This window comes from Tardiphaga sp. 768_D3_N2_1 (assembly GCF_052076105.1).
Taxonomy (GTDB): Bacteria; Pseudomonadota; Alphaproteobacteria; order Rhizobiales; family Xanthobacteraceae; genus Tardiphaga.
The window spans coordinates 2,039,081-2,059,727 of record NZ_CP197245.1 but is presented as its reverse complement, the minus strand read 5'-3'; the positions used below and the strand labels follow the sequence as shown (position 1 = coordinate 2,059,727).

The following is a 20,647-nucleotide window of genomic DNA, read 5'->3' as shown; positions in this document are numbered from 1 at the left end:
TGCAAGGCAGCGGAAATTACAAATATTTAAGCCCTGAAAGGCACTTAGAGGTGTCGCCTAACGCAATTCGGGGGTCGAGTCAAAGAGCCGGATATGCTCGGTGATGGCAAAACGGTCGGTCATCCCGGCAATGAAATTGCCGATCCGGCGCGCCTGGTCGCCCTCCGATTCCGGCTCGGCACCTTCCGGGGGCAGCCATTCTGCCGGAAGATCCTCGGGCGCGCGCTGATAGCGTGCAAACAGGTCGGTGACCAGACATTCGGCCTCGACCATCACCCGCATGACACGCTCATGGCGATACATGTGCTGCCAGAGGAAGGCCTTGATCCCAGCCTCGGCTTCTGCCGCGTCGGCACGAAACGCGACGAGCTTGCGCCCACAGCGGCGAATGTCCTCCGCGGATTTCGGCACCAACACGCCTAGTCGTTGCTCCGTCTCACCGACGACCGCACCGATCAGATAGGAAATCAGTTCGCGCACCAGTTCAGCACCGCGCCGGCTCTCGTCAAGACCGGGATAGCGCGTGTCGATCTCGGCGATCATGCCTTGCGTGAGCAGCATCGCCTTGAGGTCATCGACGGTGAACAGCCCTGCGCGCAATCCGTCATCGATGTCATGAGCGTCGTAAGCGATATCATCGGCAATCGCCGCGACCTGTGCTTCCATTGAGGCGAAACTCGACAGCTCCAGATCAAAGGTGCGGTCATACTCGGTGATCCCGAACGGCACGCCATGAGTGGCATAACGTCCGATGGGCATGCCTGATGCGTCGGTCAGCGGCCCGTTGTGTTTGACAATACCTTCGAGGGTTTCCCAGGTCAGGTTGAGGCCATCGAACTCGGGATAGCGATGCTCCAGCGACGTCACGAGGCGCAAAGTCTGGGCATTGTGATCGAAGCCGCCATGGGCCTCGAGACAGGCGTCCAGCGCCCGCTCGCCGGCGTGGCCGAACGGCGGATGGCCGATGTCATGGGCCAGCGCCAGGGTCTCGGTCAGGTCTTCGTCGAGCCCCAGCTGCCGGGCCACGGCACGGGCGATCTGGGCCACTTCCAACGTGTGGGTGAGACGGGTGCGGTAATGATCGCCCTCATGGAACACGAAAACCTGGGTCTTGTGCTTGAGCCGGCGAAACGCAGTCGAGTGAATGACCCGGTCGCAATCCCGGCGAAATGCGCTGCGGGTCCGGCTCGGAGCCTCCGAAAACAGCCGTCCACGGCTGCGATCTGGGTCGCAGGCATAGGGTGCGCGGGGAGCAGCCATTCCGACCGACACGGCGTGTTTATCCTTGATCCAATTGATTCCTGAGCCTGCCGCACTTAACTATGAGGAGCGGTAGATTCAAATGGTTCGAATCTCTCCGGCGGAGCCAAATATGACTGACGCAGCAATATCCGAGGCCCCTCTCACTGTCAGCGCGCGTGCTGCGCGCCGGATCGGCGAGATCCTCAAGACCGAAGGCGACGGCGCCATGCTCCGTGTGTCGGTCGAAGGCGGCGGCTGCTCCGGCTTCCAGTACAAGTTCGATGTCGAGCGCGCCAAGGCAGACGACGACATCCTGATCGAACGCGACAGTGTCGTTGTGCTGGTGGACCCTTCTTCAGCGCCGTTCCTGGCCGGTTCCGAACTCGATTTCGTGGATGACCTGATCGGTGCCTCGTTCCGCGTGGTCAATCCGAACGCGACGGCGTCCTGCGGCTGCGGGACCAGCTTCTCGATCTGACCTCTCTTCGGCTCATCTAGATCGGTCTGATTTCTCGGCGAACAACGCCCGCGCATTGTCGTGTGCGATCTGTTTGGCGACCGCCGGCGGCAGTTGCACCAGCCAGGCGCGATAGCCATCCATGATATCGCCATAGCTTGCCCAGCGTTCCGGCACCCAGGTGTCAGAGCCCAGCAGGAAGCGATCGGGGTAGCGCTCAAACAGCACGCGCCATTGCGGCGTCAGTTTGCCTGATCCGTCCACGATGCCGCTGCGGTAAGACAATTCACCCCAGAGTTTCGGGTATTTTATCAGCATCGCTGCGACACGATCCGGCGCGAGGCTGAAGCCGGTATGCGCCCAAATGATCTGCGCGCGCGGATTGTGCCGCATCAGAATCTCGACCGCTTCGTCGTCGGCATGGGCGTGCAGATAGAGATTGTTGGCGACGGCAAAATCGACGGTCTTCTTGACCATCTCAGTATCGGCCGCCTTGCCGGTCAGGTGAAATTCGCCGACGCCGCGATAATAGCCGCGCTTGAACTCCTCCTGCACGAGATCGAAGATCACGGGATCGTTGAACCAGCTGCCGATATCGGCGCGCACGCGATACGGCCGGATGAACGGCACGACCTGCAGATCACCCGCCTTGCCCTTCGCCTTGTCGTCCATCAGCACATGGGTGCCGGTGTTCGGGCGGCTCGTGGCGAGAACGCCGGTGACGCGGTTCTTCCTGAAAACCTCCAACACTTCGTCGGGTTGGTAATACGGCTTCGGCTCCCAGTTGTAGTGCATATGGGCGTCGAAGATTTCGATCCGGTCGTCGGAATGCGCCGGCGCAGCAACAAGTGCGGCCAGCAAGGCGGCCGCAGTGAGTGTTCTCACCAGCATTAAGACACCCTATTCCGCCGCAACGACGCGCGGACGATCGTCGTGGTCTTCTTCGTCGAGCTGCGGCTGCAGCTTGCGCTTCAGCTTGCGGTCGATGCGGTCGAGATAGATGTAGATGACCGGCGTGATGAACAGCGTCAGCAATTGCGAGACACACAGACCGCCGACCACCGCGACGCCAAGTGGCTGACGCAATTCGGCGCCGGCACCGGCACCGAGCGCGATCGGCAGCGTGCCGAAGATGGCCGCGAAGGTGGTCATCATGATCGGGCGGAAACGCAGTAGCGCGGCCTCGCGGATCGCATGTTCGGCCGACAGGCCGACGCGGCGACGCTCGAGCGCGAAGTCGACCATCATGATGGCGTTCTTCTTGACGATGCCGACCAGCATGACGATGCCGATCATGGCGATCACAGACATTTCCATCTTGAACAGCATCAAGGTCAGGATCGCGCCGATACCCGCCGATGGCAGGCCGGAAATGATCGTGATCGGATGGATGAAGCTCTCATAGAGAATGCCGAGGATCACGAAGGCCGCGAACACAGCGGCGAGGATCAGCACGCCCTGCCCGCGCAACGAATCCTGGAACACCTGCGCCGTGCCGGAGAAGCCGGTGGCGATGGTCACCGGCAGTTTGGAGTCCGCCTCGATTTGCGTGATCTGGTCGACCGCATAGCCCAGCGAATAGCCGGGCACGAGGTTGAACGAGATCGTCACGGCCGGCTGCTGGCCCTGATGGTTGATCTGCAGCGGCCCAACCGTCGGCACCAGACGTGCGACCGCACTCAGCGGAATGGTCTGATTGTTCGACGTCTTCATATAGAGCTTGGAGAGATCGCTCGGATCAATCCGGAACTGCGGCTGTGCTTCCAGAATGATCTGATAGTCGTTGGTCGGCATATAGATGGTACCGACCTGGCGCGAACCGAACGCATTATAGAGCTGGTTACGAACCTGATCGACGGTGACGCCGTAAACCGCCGCCTTTTCGCGGTCGATATCGACCGTCATCTGCGGGTTCTTGATATAGAGGTCGGTGGTCACATCGAGCAGGCCCGGCACCTTGGCGATGCGGTCCCGCATTTCCGGCGACACGCGATACAGCGTGTCGGTGTCGCTGCCCTGAAGCACATACTGGTACTGACTCTTCGACGGACGGCCGCCGATATTCAGGTTCTGGATGCTCTGGAAGAAAGCCTGCAGGCCCGGAACGGCCAGCGACTTCTGGCGCAGCCGCGCCATCACCACCTGTGCGGGATCACGATCCTTGCGCGGCTTCAGCGCGACGAACAGACGACCGTAATTCGCCGTCGCATTCGGACCGCCGGAGCCCACCGTGCTGTTGATATATTCGACGGCAGGATCGGATTTCAGCAGATCGGCGAGCGCCTGCTGCCGCGCACTCATCGCTTCGAATGACGTATCGGTTGCGGCTTCGGTCGTACCGGTCAGGAAGCCGGTGTCCTCCTGCGGGAAGAAGCCTTTCGGTACGATGTTGTAAAGATAAACAGTGCCGCCGAGGGTCGCGAGCGTCACCACCAGCATGATGCCCTTGTGTGCCAGCACGCGATCGAGCGCCCACTCGTAACCGCGCAGCCAAGCCGCAAATATGCGCTCGAAACCGCGCAGGATGAAATTTTCCTTATGCTCGGGATTGTGCGCCTTGAGCACGCGCGCGCAGAGCATGGGCGTCAGCGTCAGCGACACGAAGCCGGAGACGACAATCGCCACCGCGATCGTCACAGCGAATTCACGGAACACGCGGCCAACAATTCCGCCCATCAGCAGCACGGGAATGAACACCGCGATCAGCGAGAAGGTGATCGAAACGATGGTGAAGCCGATTTCGCGTGCGCCCTTCAGCGCCGCGTCGAACGGCTTCATGCCGAGTTCGATGTGCCGGACGATATTCTCCAGCATGACGATGGCGTCGTCGACGACGAAGCCGACGGACAGGGTCAACGCCAGCAGCGTCATGTTGTTGATGGAGTAGTCCAGCATATACATCGCAGCGCATGTGCCGAAGATCGAAATCGGCACCGCCAGTGCGGGAATCAAGGTCGCGGAGGCCGAGCGCAGGAATAGGAAAATCACGAAGATCACCAGCACGACTGCAATCAGCAACGTTTCCTCGACGTCGGCGACGGCTTCGCGGACCGAGATCGAGCGGTCCATCATCATATTGACTTCGACCGATGGCGGTAATTGCGCACGCAGCGACGGCAGCTTGGCGCGGACGCCGTCGACCACGGCGACCGTGTTGGCGTCGGGCTGCTTCTGGATCGCCAGCACGATGGCGCGCTGGCCATTCAACCAGGTCGCGACCTTGTCGTTTTCGACGGCGTCATAGATCTTGGCGACTTCGTTCAGCTTGACCGGCGAGCCGTTGCGCCAGGCGACAACGACCTGGCCATAGTCGGCGGCCCTGGACATCTGTCCGGAGGCCTGCAGCGAGATGTCTTGCTTCGGTCCGTTCAGCGTACCGACCGGCGTCGAGGAGTTGGCGCGCGACACCGCCGTGCGGATGTCCTCGAGCGACAGTCCGCGAGCTGCCGCAGCTTCGGGATCGGCCTGCACGCGAATGGCGAATTTCTGCGTGCCATAGATCAGCACCTGCGCCACGCCGGGAATCTGCGAGAGCGCCTGTCCGATGGTGATATCGCCGAATTCATTGACGGCCGAGAGCGGCAACGTCGATGAACTCAGCGCAATGAACAGCACCGGGAAGTCGCCGGGATTCACCTTGCGGAAACTCGGCGGAATCGTCATTTCGATCGGCAACCGGCGCTGCGCGATCGTCAGCGCGGTCTGCACATCCAGCGCCGCCGCATCGATATTGCGGTTGAGATCGAACTGAATGATGATCTGGGTCGTTCCCTGCGACGAACTCGACGACATCGAGGAGATGCCGGCGATGGTCGAGAGTTGACGCTCAATGATGCCGGCGACCGAGGCCGCCATCGTGTCGGCGCTGGCGCCCGGCAGAGTTGCCGTCACCGCGATAGTCGGAAAGTCCACTTTCGGCAGCGCCGACACCGGCAGTAGCCTGAAGCCGAAAATGCCAAACGCGATGATCGTCGCCGTGATGAGCGTGGTCATCACAGGGCGACGGATGCAGAGCTCCGAGAGGGTCATGTTTTATGCCCCGGCCTTGCGGGCCCGGGCTTCGACCCGTGTGCCTTGTGTCAGCAGGAGCTGGCCATCGACGACGACGTCCTCATCCCCTTTTAAACCCGACGAGATCACCGAGATTCCCTGGAAGGTGCGATCAACCTCGACAGGCTGAACACGGGCGACGCCGTCCTTCACCGTGAACACGAAGTTCCCGGTCTGGCTGCGCTGCACGGCCACGGTCGGCACAACAACGCCGTCCTCGGTACGCACGATCAGCTTGGTCTGCACCAGGATGCCCGGCCACAAGGTCTCGTTCGGATTGCTCATGATGCCGCGCACGGTGACCATGCCGGTGGTGGAATCCACGGTGTTTTCCACCATCGCCACCTTGCCGGTTTCAGACCGGCCGCTGTTCGGGATGGTCGCAATGACCGAGGTCGATCCCGCCGCCATCGCTTCGCGCAGATCGCCAAGCACACGTTGTGGAATGGCGAAGGAGACGTAGACCGGCGCCATCTGGTTGATGGTCGCCAGCGGCGCGGTGTCCGCAGGGCGAACGAAATTACCGACCTTCACATTGGCTGCACTGATCCGGCCGGAGAACGGCGCGCGGATGATGGTATAGCTCTTCTGGACCTTGAGATTATCGAGCGCCGACTGATCGGCCCGGATGGTTCCGGCCAGGATGTCAGATTGGGTCTTGGCATTGTCGACACTGACCTGGGTGGTCGCGCCCTTCCCGATCAGGTCGGTAAAGCGCCGCACGTCACGTTCCGCGCCGGCCAGTTGGGCCTGATCGCGGGCCAATGTGCCTTCAGCCTGCTCGATCTGGGCATCGATCTGCCGCGAATCGAGGGTGAACAGGAGGTCGCCTTCCTTGACCTTGGCGCCGTCTTCGAAATGAACCGATGTGATGGTGGTTTCGACCCGTGATTTCAGCGCCACGCTGGAAATGGGAGTTACCGTGCCGATTGCATCGACATCGACTGGAACAGGCCTACGCTCGGCCTTGGCCAGTTCGACAGACACGACCCTCGCGCGTTGCGGGGCCTGGGCGCTGACATTGTTCCCGATCCAGGAGGATCGCGTCGCATAGGCGCCAACCGCCACGGCGCCGACGAGAACGAGTAGAGCGATCGATGTGCGTTTCTTCATATGGTCCATGTCACCTGGTACAGAAGATCGGGTCGCCCCCGTTTCCCGCCCATGGCAGCTTTTAAAGACAGCGTCTGTGCGCTTTAGGCTTAAAGCTTATCATGTTGGCGGGGATGATGGTATGCCACGTTGACGTATTTTTGCCATTGTTGTTACCGGAATCCCAGCAGATGAGAATTGCCACCTGGAATGTGAATTCTGTCCGCCAGCGGCTGGACCATCTGCTGACGTGGCTGCGCGATTGCTCGCCGGACATCGTCTGCCTGCAAGAGATCAAATGCCTCGATGAGGCGTTTCCGCGCGAGCCCATTGAGGCACTTGGCTACAATGTCGTCACGCACGGCCAGAAGACGTTCAACGGCGTTGCCCTACTCTCGAAATATCCCCTAGAGGAAGCCACGCCTCGGCTGGCGGGCGACGACGACGATCTTCATGCCCGCTTCATCGAAGGCGTGGTGTCGCTGAAATCCGGCGTGGTTCGGGTTGCCTGCCTGTATCTGCCGAACGGCAATCCGGTCGACACCGAGAAGTACCCCTACAAGCTGAAATGGATGTCCCGGCTGCAGGAATTCACCAAGCTGCGGCTGAAGACCGAGGAGCCATTGATTCTCGCCGGTGACTTCAACGTCATCCCTGCGGCGGCAGACGTCCATAACCCGGCGGCGTGGATCAACGACGCGCTGTTCAAACCGGAAACCCGCGCCAGCTTCCAGTCCCTGCTCGGATTGGGCATGACCGATGCCCTGCGCGCTGTCACCGACGAGCCCGGTCAGTACACGTTCTGGGACTATCAGGCCGGCGCCTGGCAGAAGAACTGGGGCATCCGCATTGACCACCTGCTGCTATCGCCGCAGGCCAGCGACAAGCTCATCGACGTCGGCATCGACAAGTATGTGCGCGCCTGGGAGAAGCCGTCGGACCACGTGCCGGTCTGGGTCGATCTGGATCTCGAGGCGGCGTAGCGCGGCAACTGCCAACTCCTGATACCCGTCCCGTCAATGAGTCTGCCGTGGAACGAACCACGCGCAGCTCTTTCGATCGCGGAAACGCGATGCGGTCCCGCGTGCAGAAAGGCCGCACCACACTCCACCGGACACAAGTCCTGCTAATTCTGCGCTAATTTTGCCACACCCCGCCCGGCACCTCATCAGATTGGATTTATTCCAGCTCGCTGCCGATTGTCTTGCGTGCGGCCGTCAATCACGAAGCTGCAAAACGACTTGTGACGTTTTGCACAATTGACGGGGCAGCGTAGTGATCAACGAAAAGAAAATCTGGAGACATGCAATCTGGCTGGGGGCAGCAAGCTGTCTCGTTCTGTCATCGGACTTCACCACGGCAGTTCACGCCCAATCCACATTGCCCGCCGTCACTGTCGATGCACCACAACAGCAGACCGCACGTCGCAGTCAGAACGCGCGCCGAAGTGCCAGCGCGCGAAGCGCGCGGCGGGCAGCCACGCGGTCAGCAAATCAGCAAGCACAGCCAACTCCTGCTCCTGCAGCGCGCGCACCGGAAACGGCCTGGGGCCATGTCGATGGCTACATTGCGACGCGCAGCGGCACGGGCACCAAGACCGATACGCCTCTGATTGAAACACCGCAGTCCATCTCGGTCGTGACGCAGGATCAAATCCAGGCGCAGGCGGTCCAGAGCGTCGCGCAAGCTGTGCGCTATGTACCGGGAACGCGGTCGGAAGTTGCAGGCGCAGATGCGCGCACCGACGGCATCTATATTCGTGGTTTCCTTGCGGATCAGTATCTCGACTCCATGCGGCTCGTGAATTTCGGCATTTTCGGCTATCCGATCGTCGAGCCCTACAATCTCGAACGTATCGAAGTGCTGCGCGGACCTGCGTCGATCCTGTACGGCCAGGCCACACCCGGCGGCATCGTCAATTCGGTCAGCAAGCGCCCGACCCAAGAACCCTATCACGAGATGTTCGTGTCCACCGGCAGTTATGGCCGCGCCCAGGCAGGCGTCGATCTCAGCGGCCCGCTCGACAAGAACAAAGAGTTTCTCTATCGCCTGACCGCCTCTGGCTATGACGTGGGCAGCCAGGTCGACTATCAGGGCTATCAGCGGGTCTCCATCGCGCCCTCGCTGACATGGCGGCCGGACAACCAGACCACGCTGACGATTCAGGGCACCTATCAGCGCGATCCGAGGGCCGGCTTCTACAATCAGCTCCTGCCGCGCGGCATCGGCACGATCACGCCGTATAACGGGCAATATATCCCGACGAGCTTCTTCTCGGGCCAGCCGGGCTTCGATCACACGTCGCGCGAATACGCCTCGATTGGTTATCAGTTCGAGCACAAGTTCGATCACGGCCTGACGGTCCGACAGAACCTGCGCTACATGGACAACTCGACCGACTTCGCGACGGTGTCGCCCAACGTCGGGACTAATCCAACCAATCTGTCGCGCGGCGCCTACACCACTCAGGAGACGATCCGTTCGTTCGCCCTCGATAATCAGGCGGAAGGCAAATTTCGCTTCGGGCCGTTCGAACATACGGTGCTGTTCGGCTTCGACTACCGCAATGCGACCGACACTGCTCGTAACGGAACGGGCACCGCGACCAACATCAATGCGCTAAATCCGATCTATGGACCCACACCGACCGTTCCGCTGACATCCATCAATGCGCAGCGGGTCGATCAATACGGCTTCTATGCACAGGACCAGATCAAGCTCGATAACTGGATCGCCCTGCTCGGCATCCGCCGCGATCAGGCCGACTCGCACACCGATTCCAACAATCTGGTGAGCAACACCCGCGCCATTGCGGACAAATCCGACACTGCCGTCAGTAAGCGCGGCGCGCTGATGTACAAGTTCGATAACGGGATCGCACCGTACATCCAATACACAGAGTCGTTCCAACCGGTCGCCAACACTGACTATTTCGGCAATCCTTTCGTGCCGACGCGCGGACAGCAATATGAAACCGGCATCAAGTATCAACCGAACGCAAAGTCGCTCTATACGCTCGCTTTGTTCGATCTGACGCAGCAGAACGTCCTGACGCCTGATCCGGATCCGACGCATATCCGCAGCGGCTCACGAACCAATGTGCAAACTGGCGAAGTCCGATCGCGTGGCGTCGAGCTTGAGGCCAAGACCGAGGTCAACAGCGAGCTGACCGTGCTTGCATCCTACACTTATCTCGACAATGTCGTGACGAAGTCCAACAACCCGACTCAGTTTGGCAGGCATCCGATCGGCATGCCGATGAATTCTGCAACGGCCTGGGCCGACTACACCTTCCACAGCGGCCCGCTCAATGGCTTCGGCCTGTCAGGAGGCGTGCGCTACATCGGCGAAACCCCGGGAACAACGGCCAACGACTTCTATGTCCCGTCGGTGACGTTGTTTGACGCTGCGCTTCACTACGATCTGGCCGCCCTTGGCAAGCAGTTCAACGGCTTCAATCTGCAGGTGAATGCCACCAATCTATTCGACAAGACCTATGTCACCTTGTGTCAAGACAACGGCTGCTATTACGGCCTGCGCCGCGAAGTGATCGCGACGCTGCGCTATCGTTGGTAGGCTGAGCTGCGCAATCGATATCCAGGGCGGCCGCGGCACTGATATCTGCTGCGGTCGCTGCAATTCACGGACTCCGTCATGACGCGATCGATGCTGCGAAAATGGTTCTGGATCCACAAGTGGACGAGTCTGGTCTGCACGGCCTTCCTGCTGCTGATCTGTGTCACCGGACTTCCGCTGGTGTTCCGCGACGAGATCAACGATCTGCTGGACGACTCGCTGCCTTATGCATCCGTTCCCGAGAACACGCCGAACGTCAGCCTCGACCGCCTCGCTGAGATCAGCCGGAAAATGTATCCGGACGAGATCATCCTGTTCATGTTCTCTGACGACGACGAACCCAAGATCGTCGTCACCATGGCGCCATCCTGGAAAGCCTTTACGGAAAACCGCAAGTCCGCGCACTGGATCAAGTTCGACGCCCATACCGCGCAGATCCTCAAGCAGACCAAGCCATTTGACGAGGACGGCGTCCGCTTCATGGACGTGATCCTCAAGCTGCATCGCGATCTCTTTGCTGGCCTTCCCGGCGAACTGTTCATGGGATTTATGGCGCTGCTGTTCGTGATCGCCATCGTATCCGGCGTCGTCATCTACGGCCCGTTCATGCGCAAGCTCGATTTCGGTACCGTCCGTGCCGATCGCTCGCCGCGGCTGAAATGGCTGGATCTGCACAACATGCTGGGTGTGGTGACACTCGCATGGGCCCTTGTGGTCGGTACGACTGGTGTCATCAACGAACTGTCGAAGCCACTGTTCGGGCTTTGGCAGATGACTGACGTGAAGGCGATGCTCGCGCCCATGCAGGGCAAGCCAACGCCCTCAATCGCCGAGCTGAGTTCACCGCAGGGGGCCCTCGACAAGACCCGGGCTGCCCTGCCCGACATGATTGCGACCAGCGTGGTCTTTCCCGGCGCGACATTCGGCTCGCCGTTTCACTACCTGATCTGGACCAAGGGCCGCGAGCCGCTTACATCGCGGCTGTTCAGTCCCGTGCTGGTGGATGCCCGGACTGGCGAGCTGACCAATATCGTGACAATGCCGTGGTACCTGCGCGCGCTGGAAGTCTCGCGTCCTCTGCACTTCGGCGATTATGGCGGCATGCCACTGAAGATCATCTGGGCGCTGCTCGATCTCGTCACCATCGTGGTGCTCGGCAGCGGCCTGTATCTGTGGTGGACGCGCCGCGCGTCGGTTGTTCCCGCAGCGGAAAACGAACTGGTCACCAGCAATACCGCTTCCGCGCCGCTGTCGGGACAGGCAGCCGAATGATCACCACCAGATCACGTCGCGGATTTGTGCATCTCTGGCGGTGGCCGACCGCGATCGCAATTCTCACCGTGTTCGGCCTGATCTCGGCTCTGATCGGTCATGGCGGCGTCTGGTGGGGGCTATCCTGGGCCGCGCTTACGATACCGATCATTGTGATCATGATCTGCATCCAGAGGCGCCGGCGCCCCTGACGGCCACGCCGTCCCGCACTGCCCGCTCACTACCGCAAGCGAAGCAAACGACGGAGCGGGACGCCTAGAGAACTTCAGTCCCGCTTGCCCTGCACCCAGTGCTCGAGCATCTGGAGCGCCATGGCCCGGTCGTCTTCGGAGGCCTTCGCGATAGCCTTGTTGTAGCTGTCGCGGATCCAGGTGTCGTCCGGGCCGGCATTGTCGCGGGCCAGCGTCAGCCACATCAGGCCGCGCGCCATCTGCCGCGGAAGCGATTCACCGTTGAACAGCATCTGGCCGAGCAGCGCCTGTGCCTGGTGCTGGCCCTTCTGCGCCGCAAGGCCAAGCCAGCGGGCGCCATACTTGGTATCGCGCGGGGTGCCGATTCCCTTCAGATACAGGCGGGCCAGATCGTACTGGGCGTCTGCATTGCCGAAATAGGACGCAGCGTAGGAGAACATCTCACGTGCGCGTTCAGTGTCGGCCTTGATCTTCGAATTCGGAATACCGTCGAGGTAATAGCGGCCAAGGGCCACGAAGGCATTGGCGACGATGGTCGCCTGCGGCGCGGACGGCGAGTCCTCCGCATGAGCGTTGGCGATACGGCTGAAATATTCGAAGGCGCGCAGGTCGTCCTGCGCCACGCCATTACCGTCGGCATACATCCGGCCGAGTTTCCACTGGGCGATCGGATGACCGCCTTCGGCGGCGTATTGAAGCGCGGTCAGCGAAGTGTCTGGCTTGGCGGACTTTTTCAAGACCGGGGCAGCACCGGGAATGGTCGTTACAACCGGCAACGCAGCGTCACTGCTGCCAACCGGAGCACCATCAAAGGCAAAGCCCGGCGCGGCCACTGACGCGGCACCCAAAGCAAACGCTACAAAAACGGTACGCTCAAATATCCGCATTACAGTATTTCTCGTGGGCCCAGCCGGGCTTGGACACGGTGCCACCAATGGCCGATCCAGCCTGCCGGGCATATTTCCACAGCGTCCCTGACGTATGGTTAGTCGCGCGACGCGCGCCCTTGGTCGGGTGCGCGGCCAATTCTTTGTCAGTCAATTTTACGTTAAAGGTGCCCGCGTCGGCGCCGCCCCGAACGGGCGCGCCGTTATCCGAATCGAGGATGTCGAAAGCCAGATTCCCCTTCGATCCGACTGTGTGCCTGCCAATGGCGATCGGCTTGTCGGCAGAACGAACGACGTCCTGATGGGAATTCCGCGTCACGGGCTTCATTTTCTCCGCGATCATCTGTCCCGTCGCAGTGAGGCACGCTCCCCGCGACCGGCTGTGATCGAGCGATGTCGACTTCAGCAACGGTATGTCGGCAACTTCCAATATGTCTTTGGCGACATAACGGCTTACCCGCTTTGAATCGGTGCGATATGGTGTCTTTTTGAAGATTTCGACGGCACGAGATGCTGCCGCGCACAGCGCTTGGCCAGCGACGAACCGTTCACCCTGCGGCATAGCCGGACTCATCACGGACGGGAGCGCGCCACGCACCACCTGCTCCCGGCCCTCCGTCATATGACGGCTAGGCAAACGCGACTTGATGTTCGTCTTGGCGTCCATCGCGAACCTGGTTTCTCAGGCCGCTTCGGCGATCCGGGACAATCCCACTGACATCCCGCCGATCAACAAAGCGCTCCAGCCTTCTGGCCGGTGAGAAATGATTTCACGAAGGCGTGTGGCCAAATAGCGGCGGTTGCAATACCCACAGCACGACAGGGTTAAATCTTGAGGGACTGTGGCAGGCCGGCAACATTCGTTGCCCGGCAGCAACCATCTGAAGCAGGACCTGCTTGAAAAACGAAGCCGAAAGCCGGCCGCGCGGGCCGGCCTTTGCTTGCAGCGGATTGCTCTAGCGTCCGGCCGGCGCGGACGTCGCACCACCATAGATCAGGCCCGGATAGACACCATAAATTGGCACCGCCTCGCGTCCCCAACCCGGATAGTAGTCATAAGCCTCGCGTGGATCGATTCGAGTGCTCGTGCCCGGTTGCTGGACGTGACGGCGCGCGTGCTTGCGTTCAGAAGCGCTCGCCGCATCCGCGACCATCGTCGCAACAACGGTCGCGACGAGGACCGTGGCGATGAATGCTTTCATGGAAGGCTCCCAATCATTTCGCCGACGCTTAATCGGCGTTCTGTTGGACCGACGACGCCTTTCAGCGTCCGGCCCCAACAGCAGATAAAGTTGGGAAGCAGAGCTTTCAGCCCGCCTGCTATCACGAAGCGGCGAGCTGAGTTGTTGGTCAGAACTGGGTTCGACTAAGTGTTCAGCACCCGGCCATAAGCATCCAGCACCGCTTCCTTCATCGTTTCCGAGATGGTCGGATGCGGGAAGATGGTGTGGAAGAGCTCTTCCTCGGTCGTCTCCAGGTTCATGGCGACCACGAAGCCCTGGATCATCTCGACGACTTCAGCGCCGACCATATGGGCGCCGAGCAGCTGGCCGGTCTTCTTGTCGAAGATCACCTTCACCATGCCTTGGTCCTCGCCCTGGGCGATGGCCTTGCCATTGGCGACGAAGGGGAAGCGGCCGACGCGGATATCCTTGCCGGCTTCCTTGGCCTTGGCTTCGGTGAGGCCGACCGAGGCCACCTGCGGATGGCAATAGGTACAGCCGGGAATCAGCGACTTGTCCATTGCATGCGGGTTCATCCCCTTAATGGCCTCGACGCAGATCACGCCCTCATGCTCGGCCTTGTGGGCGAGCATCGGCGGGCCGGCAACGTCGCCGATCGCATAGATACTGGGCACGTTGGTCTTGCCGTATTTGTCGATCACGATACAGCCACGCTCGGTCTTCACGCCGAGCTTCTCTAGGCCGAAGCCTTCGATATTGCCGACCACGCCGACCGCCGAGATGACACGGTCGACGGTGAGCTGCTGGGTAGCCCCCTTGCCATCTTCGATGGTCACGGTGACCGAATCCGATTTCTTGTCGAGCTTGGTCACCTTCGCGCCGGACATGATCTTGATGCCCTGCTTCTCGAACTGTTTGCGAGCGAAACCGGCGATCTCGGCGTCTTCCACCGGCAGAATCTGCGGCAGCACCTCGACCACAGTCACGTCGGCGCCCATGGTCTTGTAGAACGACGCGAATTCGATGCCGATGGCGCCGGAGCCGACCACCAGCAGCGACTTCGGCATCTTGTCCGGGTTCATCGCCTCGAAATAGGTCCAGACCAGCTTCTTGTCGGGCTCAAGACCTGGCAGCACGCGGGGGCGTGCTCCGGTGGCGACGATGATGTGCTTGGCGGTGTAGCTGCCTGCCCCGAGCGCGCCCTTCGGCGCTGCGGCTTCCGTCTTCTTGACAGTGAACTTGCCCGGCGCATCCAGGGTCGCGTCACCCCAGATGATCGAGATCTTGTTCTTGTTCATCAGATATTCGACACCGCCGCTGAGGCGCTTCACGACACCACGCGAGCGCGCGATCACCGCCTTGATGTCGAACGAGACGTTGTCTGCCGACAGGCCGTAATCCTTGGCGTGCTGGAAATAGTGATAGATCTCCGCAGAGCGCAGCAGGGCCTTGGTCGGGATACAGCCCCAGTTGTTGCAGATACCGCCGAGATAGGCCTTCTCGACGATCGCCGTCTTGAAGCCGAGCTGCGCGGCGCGGATCGCCGTCACATAGCCGCCGGGACCGGAGCCGATGACGACGACGTCGAAGGAATTGTCAGCCATTTTCTACTCTGCTCTTTCTTCCCTCTCCCCTTGTGGGAGAGGGTGGATGCGACTTCGCTTGTAGATATCTACTCACGCGCCTTATCCAAAGGAATGCCAAAAGCCGGCGCCATCTCAACGTCGAGATATCTATCGACCTCAATCTTGGCACCGTCGTGAAACTCGATCTCAGCAGTACAAAGACAAGCACCATACATCTGCGCTGTCATAGCGAACTGCTCATTTCCATTTTTAATCACGTACTTTGAGCCAAATTTTCCTTCGCCCCATTTATCGCCGAGATAGTACGTCACACTTTTTACGTCATTCAGTTTTCCGAAATTTCTATGTGGTCTCAAAAAAACTGAAACACCGAATACTCTGTACCCGTCCACGAATTCGGCAGGCTCGACCGGCTTAATTGTGTGGACGACCATCAGACTGCGCCGCGACGAGTAAATATCTAGACGTTTATCAACATCTGCCTTTCGAGCTGGGGCCAATTCGATTGACGCACTATCGCCTCTCAAGACCTCACCGCTTTGCGTGACGGTCGCCCCTTTCAGCTTAAGCGAGCCGAACTCAATATCCGTGGCCTGCTCAATCCGACGAATGGCAACGGTCACGACTTCTCGCAACCTATCCTTCAAAGCATAAATTAAGACGGCAAGAAGGACCGGCCAAGCGAACGAGGATACGGCCGACAAAAGATCGGCGACTTGAGACAGAAATGGCTTTTCGGTCATAACATCCCAAATCGCTTTTGCGTTACACCACCATCATCACCGGATTTTCGATCAGTTTCTTGAAGGCCGTGATCAGTTCCGCGCCGAGCGCGCCATCTATGGCACGATGGTCACAGGACAGGGTCACGCTCATCATGGTCGCAGCGACGATCTGGCCGTTGCGGACCACTGCCCGCTCCTCACCCGTGCCGACCGCAAGGATCGAGGACTGCGGCGGATTGATCACCGCAGTGAAATCCTTGATGCCGTACATGCCGAGGTTCGAGACGGAGGACGAGCCGCCCTGATATTCGTTCGGCTTGAGCTTCTTGGCCTTAGCGCGGGCGGCGAGATCCTTCATCTCGTTTGAGATCTGCGAAATCGTCTTGATCTCGGCCTGACGGATGATCGGCGTGATCAGGCCAAACGGCAGCGCCACTGCGACGCCGATGTCCGAATGCTTGTGACGGAGCATCGCTGCTTCCGTCCACGACACGTTCGCTTCCGGAATCTTCTGCAGCGCGATGGCCATCGCCTTGATGACGAAATCATTGACCGAGAGCTTGTAGAGCGGCTTGCCATCCGCGTTCTTGCCGGCCGCAGCATTGATCTCCTCGCGCGCGGCGCTGAGCTTGCCGAGATCGCAATCGACGGTGAGATAGAAGGTCGGCATCGAATTGGTGGCTGCGGTGAGGCGCTGCGCAATCGTGCGGCGCATCGAGTCATGCGGCACGCTTTCGTAACCGCCTTCCTCGTACAGCCCGAGAATCTGCTGATCGGACATTGCAGGCGCACCGATCGCCCCTGTTGCACCGGCGGAAGCACCCGCAGCAGCTGCAGGCTTTAGGCCCTGACCGGACTTCGCCTTCTCGACATCCGCGGCGACCACGCGTCCATGCGGACCCGACCCGGTGATGCGGCCGAGTTCGATGCCGGCGTCCTTGGCGAGACGCCGCGCCAGCGGTGACGAGAACACGCGCGCGCCATTGCTCTGCGAGGCGGCAGGCTGCGGAGCTGGCGCAGCGGCCGGTGCCTTCGCTACGGGAGAAGCAGCCGGCGCAGGTGCAACGGCAGCAGGCTTCGGTGCGGGCGCTTCGGCAGCGGGCGCGGGCTTCGGCTTGTCGGCCCCTGCCCCCGAACCTGCGGCCTTCACATCCTCGCCGTCGGCGGCGAGCACCGCGATGATGGCGTTCACCGCAACATCCTGCGTACCTTCCGCCACCAGGATCTTGGCGATGGTGCCTTCGTCGACAGCTTCGACTTCCATCGTCGCCTTGTCGGTCTCGATCTCGGCGATCACGTCGCCAGACTTTACCTTGTCGCCCTCTTTCTTGAGCCACTTGGCAAGGTTGCCCTTTTCCATCGTGGGCGACAGCGCAGGCATCAGAATGTTGATTGGCATTGTCAGTGACCTTGTTGCGACCGCGGCGTGGTGTTGCCCATGTCAGTCGGACGCGCGATTTCAGCTTCGAACATTTCGACGATGCGGTTCAGCGCCTCGTCCTCGGAATAGTTGGCCTCACGCGCATAGGCGCGTGCGGCATGGCGCGCGATGTCGACCAGCAGGAGCCCCCACATGTCGGGCTCCTCGAAGGCACGCATGAAGGCGATGGACAGCCCACCATCCAGCACGAATGCGCGCAGGACTTCAGTGGCGTCCTCGCGGTTCATGACATCTGGCGGCAGTGGCTGTTCCTTCGGACCTGCCATGGTTCACCGATAGCAAACGGCTTTGGCCGCAGCCACGACGTCAGCCACCGACGGCAGCGCAAGCTTTTCAAGATTGGCGGCGTAAGGCATAGGCACATCCTTGCCCGACACGCGCGCCACCGGCGCATCGAGATAGTCGAACGCGTGCTCCATGATGCGTGCGGCAATTTCGGCACCCACACCCGACTGTTGCCAGCCTTCTTCCACCGTCACGGCGCGCGAGGTCTTCTTTACGGACTCGATGATGGTGTCGGTGTCGAGCGGACGCAGCGTGCGAAGGTCAATGACCTCCGCCTCGATGCCTTCCTTGGCGAGTTCTTCGGCGGCTTTCAGGGCATAGGTCATGCCGTTCGACCACGAGATCAACGTCACGTCCTTGCCAACCCGTGCAACCTTGGCCTTGCCGATCGGCACGATGTAGTCGTCGAGCTTCGGCACCTCACCGGAATGCCCGTAGAGCATTTCGTTTTCGAGGAAGATCACCGGGTTCGGATCGCGGATCGCAGCCTTGAGCAAGCCCTTGTAGTCGGCGGCGCTATAGGGTGCGACGACCTTGAGGCCGGGGATCTGCGAATACCAGGCCGAGTAGTCCTGGCTGTGCTGGGCGCCAACGCGCGCCGCAGCGCCGTTGGGACCACGGAACACGATCTGACAGGTCATCTGGCCGCCGGACATGTACAGCGTCTTGGCGGCGGAGTTGATGATCTGGTCGATCGCCTGCATGGCGAAGTTGAAGGTCATGAATTCGACGATCGGCTTCAGGCCGGACATCGCCGCGCCGACGCCGACACCGGCGAAACCGTGCTCGGTGATCGGCGTGTCGATGACGCGGCGTGCGCCGAATTCCTGCAGCAGGTTCTGGGTGACTTTGTACGCGCCCTGATATTCGGCGACTTCCTCGCCCATGATGAAGACGTCTTCATCCCGGCGCATTTCTTCGGCCATCGCGTCGCGCAGCGCTTCGCGGATGGTCATGGTCACCATTTCGGTGCCTTCAGGGATTTCGGGATCGGGCTGGATCGCAGCCGTCGGAGCTGCTGGTGCAGTTGCCTCTTCCTTCGGAGCCGGAGCGGATTTGGCTTCCGCAGCAGGCGGCGCGGATTCTGCGGCCTTCTCCTGCTTCGCGGGGGCCGGTGCGCTCGCTGCAGCGGATGCATCTTCGCCGTCGGCGAGAATGGTCGCGATCGGCGTGTTAACCGCGACGTCGTTGGTCCCTTCCGGGATCAGGATCTTGCCGAGCGTTCCTTCATCGGTCGCCTCGACTTCCATCGTCGCCTTGTCGGTTTCGATTTCGGCGATCACATCGCCGGACTTGATCGTATCGCCTTCCTTCTTGAGCCATTTGGAGAGGTTGCCCTTCTCCATGGTCGGGGACAGCGCGGGCATCAGAACTTGAATGGCCATTATAACTCCAGATCGGTCTTTAAGCCGCGCGCTTAGCGGTACACATCGGTGTAAAGTTCGGATGCATCGGGCTCAGGATCCTGCTGCGCGAAATCCGCCGATGCGTTGACGATGTCACGCACCTCGGCATCGATCGCCTTGAGGTCCTGCTCGGTCACGCCAGCGGCCAGCAGACGGTTGCGCACCTGCTCGATCGGGTCCTGATCGTGGCGAACCTTGTCGACTTCCTCACGGGTGCGGTACTTGGCCGGATCGGACATCGAGTGGCCGCGATAGCGATAGGTCTGCATTTCCAGAATGAACGGACCTTTGCCGGCGCGGCACCAGGCGACCGCACGGTCGCCGGCGGCCTTCACGGCGCGGACGTCCATGCCATCCACCTGCTCACCCGGAATGTTGAAGGAGACGCCGCGCTTGGAGAAATCGGTCTGAGCCGAGGAGCGCGTCACCGAGGTACCCATGGCGTAGCGATTGTTCTCGATGATGTAGATCACCGGGAGCTTCCACAGCTCCGCCATGTTGAAGCTCTCATAGACCTGGCCCTGGTTCGACGCGCCATCGCCGAAGTAAGCGAGGCTGACGAGATCATTGCCGCGGTAACGGTTGGCGAAAGCGAGACCCGTTCCGAGCGAGACCTGCGCGCCGACGATGCCATGGCCGCCGTAGAAGTTCTTCTCGCGGCTGAACATGTGCATGGAGCCACCCTTGCCCTTGGAGTAGCCGCCCTTGCGCCCTGTGAGCTCGGCCATGACGCCGTTGGCGTCCATGCCACAGGCCAGCATGTGACCATGGTCGCGATAGCCGGTGATGACCTGATCACCGTCCTTCAATGCCATCTGCATGCCAACGACAATGGCTTCCTGGCCGATATAGAGATGGCAGAAACCGCCGATCGCGCCCATGCCGTAGAGCTGGCCAGCCTTCTCCTCGAAACGGCGGATCAGCAGCATGTCGCGAAGCGCGTGCATCTCCTGATCGCGGGTGAAATCTGGCGGCGATGACGGGGTTGCGCCATTGCTCGTTGCCTGCCCTGCGGGAGCGACGCTTTTCTTCGGTGCGGCCATGAAAATTCCGGATGCGAGAGTGAATGGCCCTTCCTACTCCAAGTGCTTGCGCCATGAAAGGGATTGCGTCGCGCGGAATGCCACACTGTTGTTTCGCACTGCAGCGAAGGCGTGAAACTTTCGAAATCGAATTGGAACGGTTTTGTAATTTGAGGAATAGAAGCGCGCGTCGTGGTCATATCATCGTCACGACGCGCAGGCGCCAGCGAT

The 20,647-nt window shown here is 60.6% G+C and carries 18 protein-coding genes; 5 read left to right on the top strand and 13 right to left on the bottom strand.

The genetic code is table 11. The features are described 5' to 3' along the window. Positions 1-57 precede the first annotated feature (57 nt). Entirely contained in the window at positions 58-1,272 is a 1,215-nt protein-coding gene (locus AB8A27_RS09445) for a deoxyguanosinetriphosphate triphosphohydrolase (protein WP_441241681.1), read from the bottom strand. 100 nt (positions 1,273-1,372) lie between these two features. Here AB8A27_RS09445 and erpA point away from each other — a divergent pair, with 100 nt between their 5' ends. Continuing rightward, positions 1,373-1,720, top strand: coding sequence for an iron-sulfur cluster insertion protein ErpA (gene erpA, locus AB8A27_RS09440; RefSeq protein ID WP_441241680.1), 348 nt, complete (start codon positions 1,373-1,375; stop codon positions 1,718-1,720). 12 nt (positions 1,721-1,732) lie between these two features. Here erpA and AB8A27_RS09435 read toward each other — a convergent pair whose 3' ends face one another. The 3 genes from AB8A27_RS09435 to AB8A27_RS09425 are packed head-to-tail and all read right to left on the bottom strand — an operon-like array spanning position 1,733 to position 6,862. Beyond that, positions 1,733-2,590 carry an amidohydrolase family protein gene (locus tag AB8A27_RS09435; protein ID WP_441241679.1) on the bottom strand — a complete coding sequence of 286 codons (858 nt, stop codon included), beginning with the start codon at positions 2,588-2,590 and terminating at the stop codon, positions 1,733-1,735. 9 nt (positions 2,591-2,599) lie between these two features. After that, positions 2,600-5,728 (bottom strand): efflux RND transporter permease subunit, encoded by a 3,129-nt coding sequence (locus tag AB8A27_RS09430; RefSeq protein ID WP_441241678.1) that lies wholly within the window; start codon positions 5,726-5,728, stop codon positions 2,600-2,602. Positions 5,729-5,731: 3 nt separating this feature from the next. Further along, positions 5,732-6,862 (bottom strand): efflux RND transporter periplasmic adaptor subunit, encoded by a 1,131-nt coding sequence (locus tag AB8A27_RS09425; protein WP_441241677.1) that lies wholly within the window; start codon positions 6,860-6,862, stop codon positions 5,732-5,734. A 170-nt stretch (positions 6,863-7,032) separates the two neighbouring features. On the opposite strand from AB8A27_RS09425, the gene xth reads away from it, so the two are divergent. The 4 genes from xth to AB8A27_RS09405 all read left to right on the top strand — a co-directional run bounded on the left by xth (position 7,033) and on the right by AB8A27_RS09405 (position 11,880). After that, positions 7,033-7,824, top strand: a complete 792-nt coding sequence (xth, locus tag AB8A27_RS09420; protein ID WP_441241676.1) for an exodeoxyribonuclease III — start codon at positions 7,033-7,035, stop codon at positions 7,822-7,824. 292 nt (positions 7,825-8,116) lie between these two features. After that, a complete protein-coding gene (locus AB8A27_RS09415) occupies positions 8,117-10,417 on the top strand; it encodes a TonB-dependent siderophore receptor (protein WP_441241675.1) in 2,301 nt (766 codons plus the stop codon). A 78-nt stretch (positions 10,418-10,495) separates the two neighbouring features. Next, positions 10,496-11,689 (top strand): PepSY-associated TM helix domain-containing protein, encoded by a 1,194-nt coding sequence (locus AB8A27_RS09410; protein ID WP_441241674.1) that lies wholly within the window; start codon positions 10,496-10,498, stop codon positions 11,687-11,689. Beyond that, on the top strand, positions 11,686-11,880 hold the full coding sequence (locus tag AB8A27_RS09405) for a hypothetical protein (protein ID WP_441241673.1): 195 nt from the start codon (positions 11,686-11,688) through the stop codon (positions 11,878-11,880). Before AB8A27_RS09410 ends, AB8A27_RS09405 begins: the two co-directional genes overlap by 4 nt. Positions 11,881-11,954: 74 nt before the next feature. Here AB8A27_RS09405 and AB8A27_RS09400 read toward each other — a convergent pair whose 3' ends face one another. From AB8A27_RS09400 to pdhA, 9 genes are all read right to left on the bottom strand, one after another. After that, positions 11,955-12,767: a tetratricopeptide repeat protein gene (locus AB8A27_RS09400; RefSeq protein WP_441241672.1), complete on the bottom strand. Its 813-nt coding sequence runs from the start codon at positions 12,765-12,767 to the stop codon at positions 11,955-11,957. Beyond that, positions 12,754-13,434, bottom strand: a complete 681-nt coding sequence (locus tag AB8A27_RS09395; RefSeq protein WP_441241671.1) for a hypothetical protein — start codon at positions 13,432-13,434, stop codon at positions 12,754-12,756. Before AB8A27_RS09395 ends, AB8A27_RS09400 begins: the two co-directional genes overlap by 14 nt. A gap of 289 nt (positions 13,435-13,723) precedes the next feature. Next, positions 13,724-13,969 (bottom strand): hypothetical protein, encoded by a 246-nt coding sequence (locus AB8A27_RS09390; RefSeq protein WP_441241670.1) that lies wholly within the window; start codon positions 13,967-13,969, stop codon positions 13,724-13,726. A gap of 164 nt (positions 13,970-14,133) precedes the next feature. Beyond that, positions 14,134-15,555 carry a dihydrolipoyl dehydrogenase gene (gene lpdA, locus AB8A27_RS09385; RefSeq protein WP_441241669.1) on the bottom strand — a complete coding sequence of 474 codons (1,422 nt, stop codon included), beginning with the start codon at positions 15,553-15,555 and terminating at the stop codon, positions 14,134-14,136. Positions 15,556-15,623: 68 nt separating this feature from the next. Beyond that, positions 15,624-16,280 (bottom strand): pYEATS domain-containing protein, encoded by a 657-nt coding sequence (locus AB8A27_RS09380; protein WP_441241668.1) that lies wholly within the window; start codon positions 16,278-16,280, stop codon positions 15,624-15,626. 22 nt (positions 16,281-16,302) lie between these two features. After that, the gene (locus AB8A27_RS09375; RefSeq protein WP_441241667.1) at positions 16,303-17,661 is read right to left on the bottom strand and encodes a pyruvate dehydrogenase complex dihydrolipoamide acetyltransferase; all 1,359 of its coding nucleotides are present in this window, start codon (positions 17,659-17,661) and stop codon (positions 16,303-16,305) included. 2 nt (positions 17,662-17,663) lie between these two features. Further along, entirely contained in the window at positions 17,664-17,969 is a 306-nt protein-coding gene (locus AB8A27_RS09370) for a DUF5076 domain-containing protein (RefSeq protein ID WP_371422671.1), read from the bottom strand. A gap of 3 nt (positions 17,970-17,972) precedes the next feature. Next, positions 17,973-19,373, bottom strand: a complete 1,401-nt coding sequence (locus AB8A27_RS09365) for a pyruvate dehydrogenase complex E1 component subunit beta (protein WP_441241666.1) — start codon at positions 19,371-19,373, stop codon at positions 17,973-17,975. 32 nt (positions 19,374-19,405) lie between these two features. Further along, complete coding sequence (gene pdhA / locus AB8A27_RS09360) at positions 19,406-20,437, bottom strand: pyruvate dehydrogenase (acetyl-transferring) E1 component subunit alpha (protein WP_092142480.1); 1,032 nt, start codon at positions 20,435-20,437, stop codon at positions 19,406-19,408. Positions 20,438-20,647 lie beyond the last annotated feature (210 nt).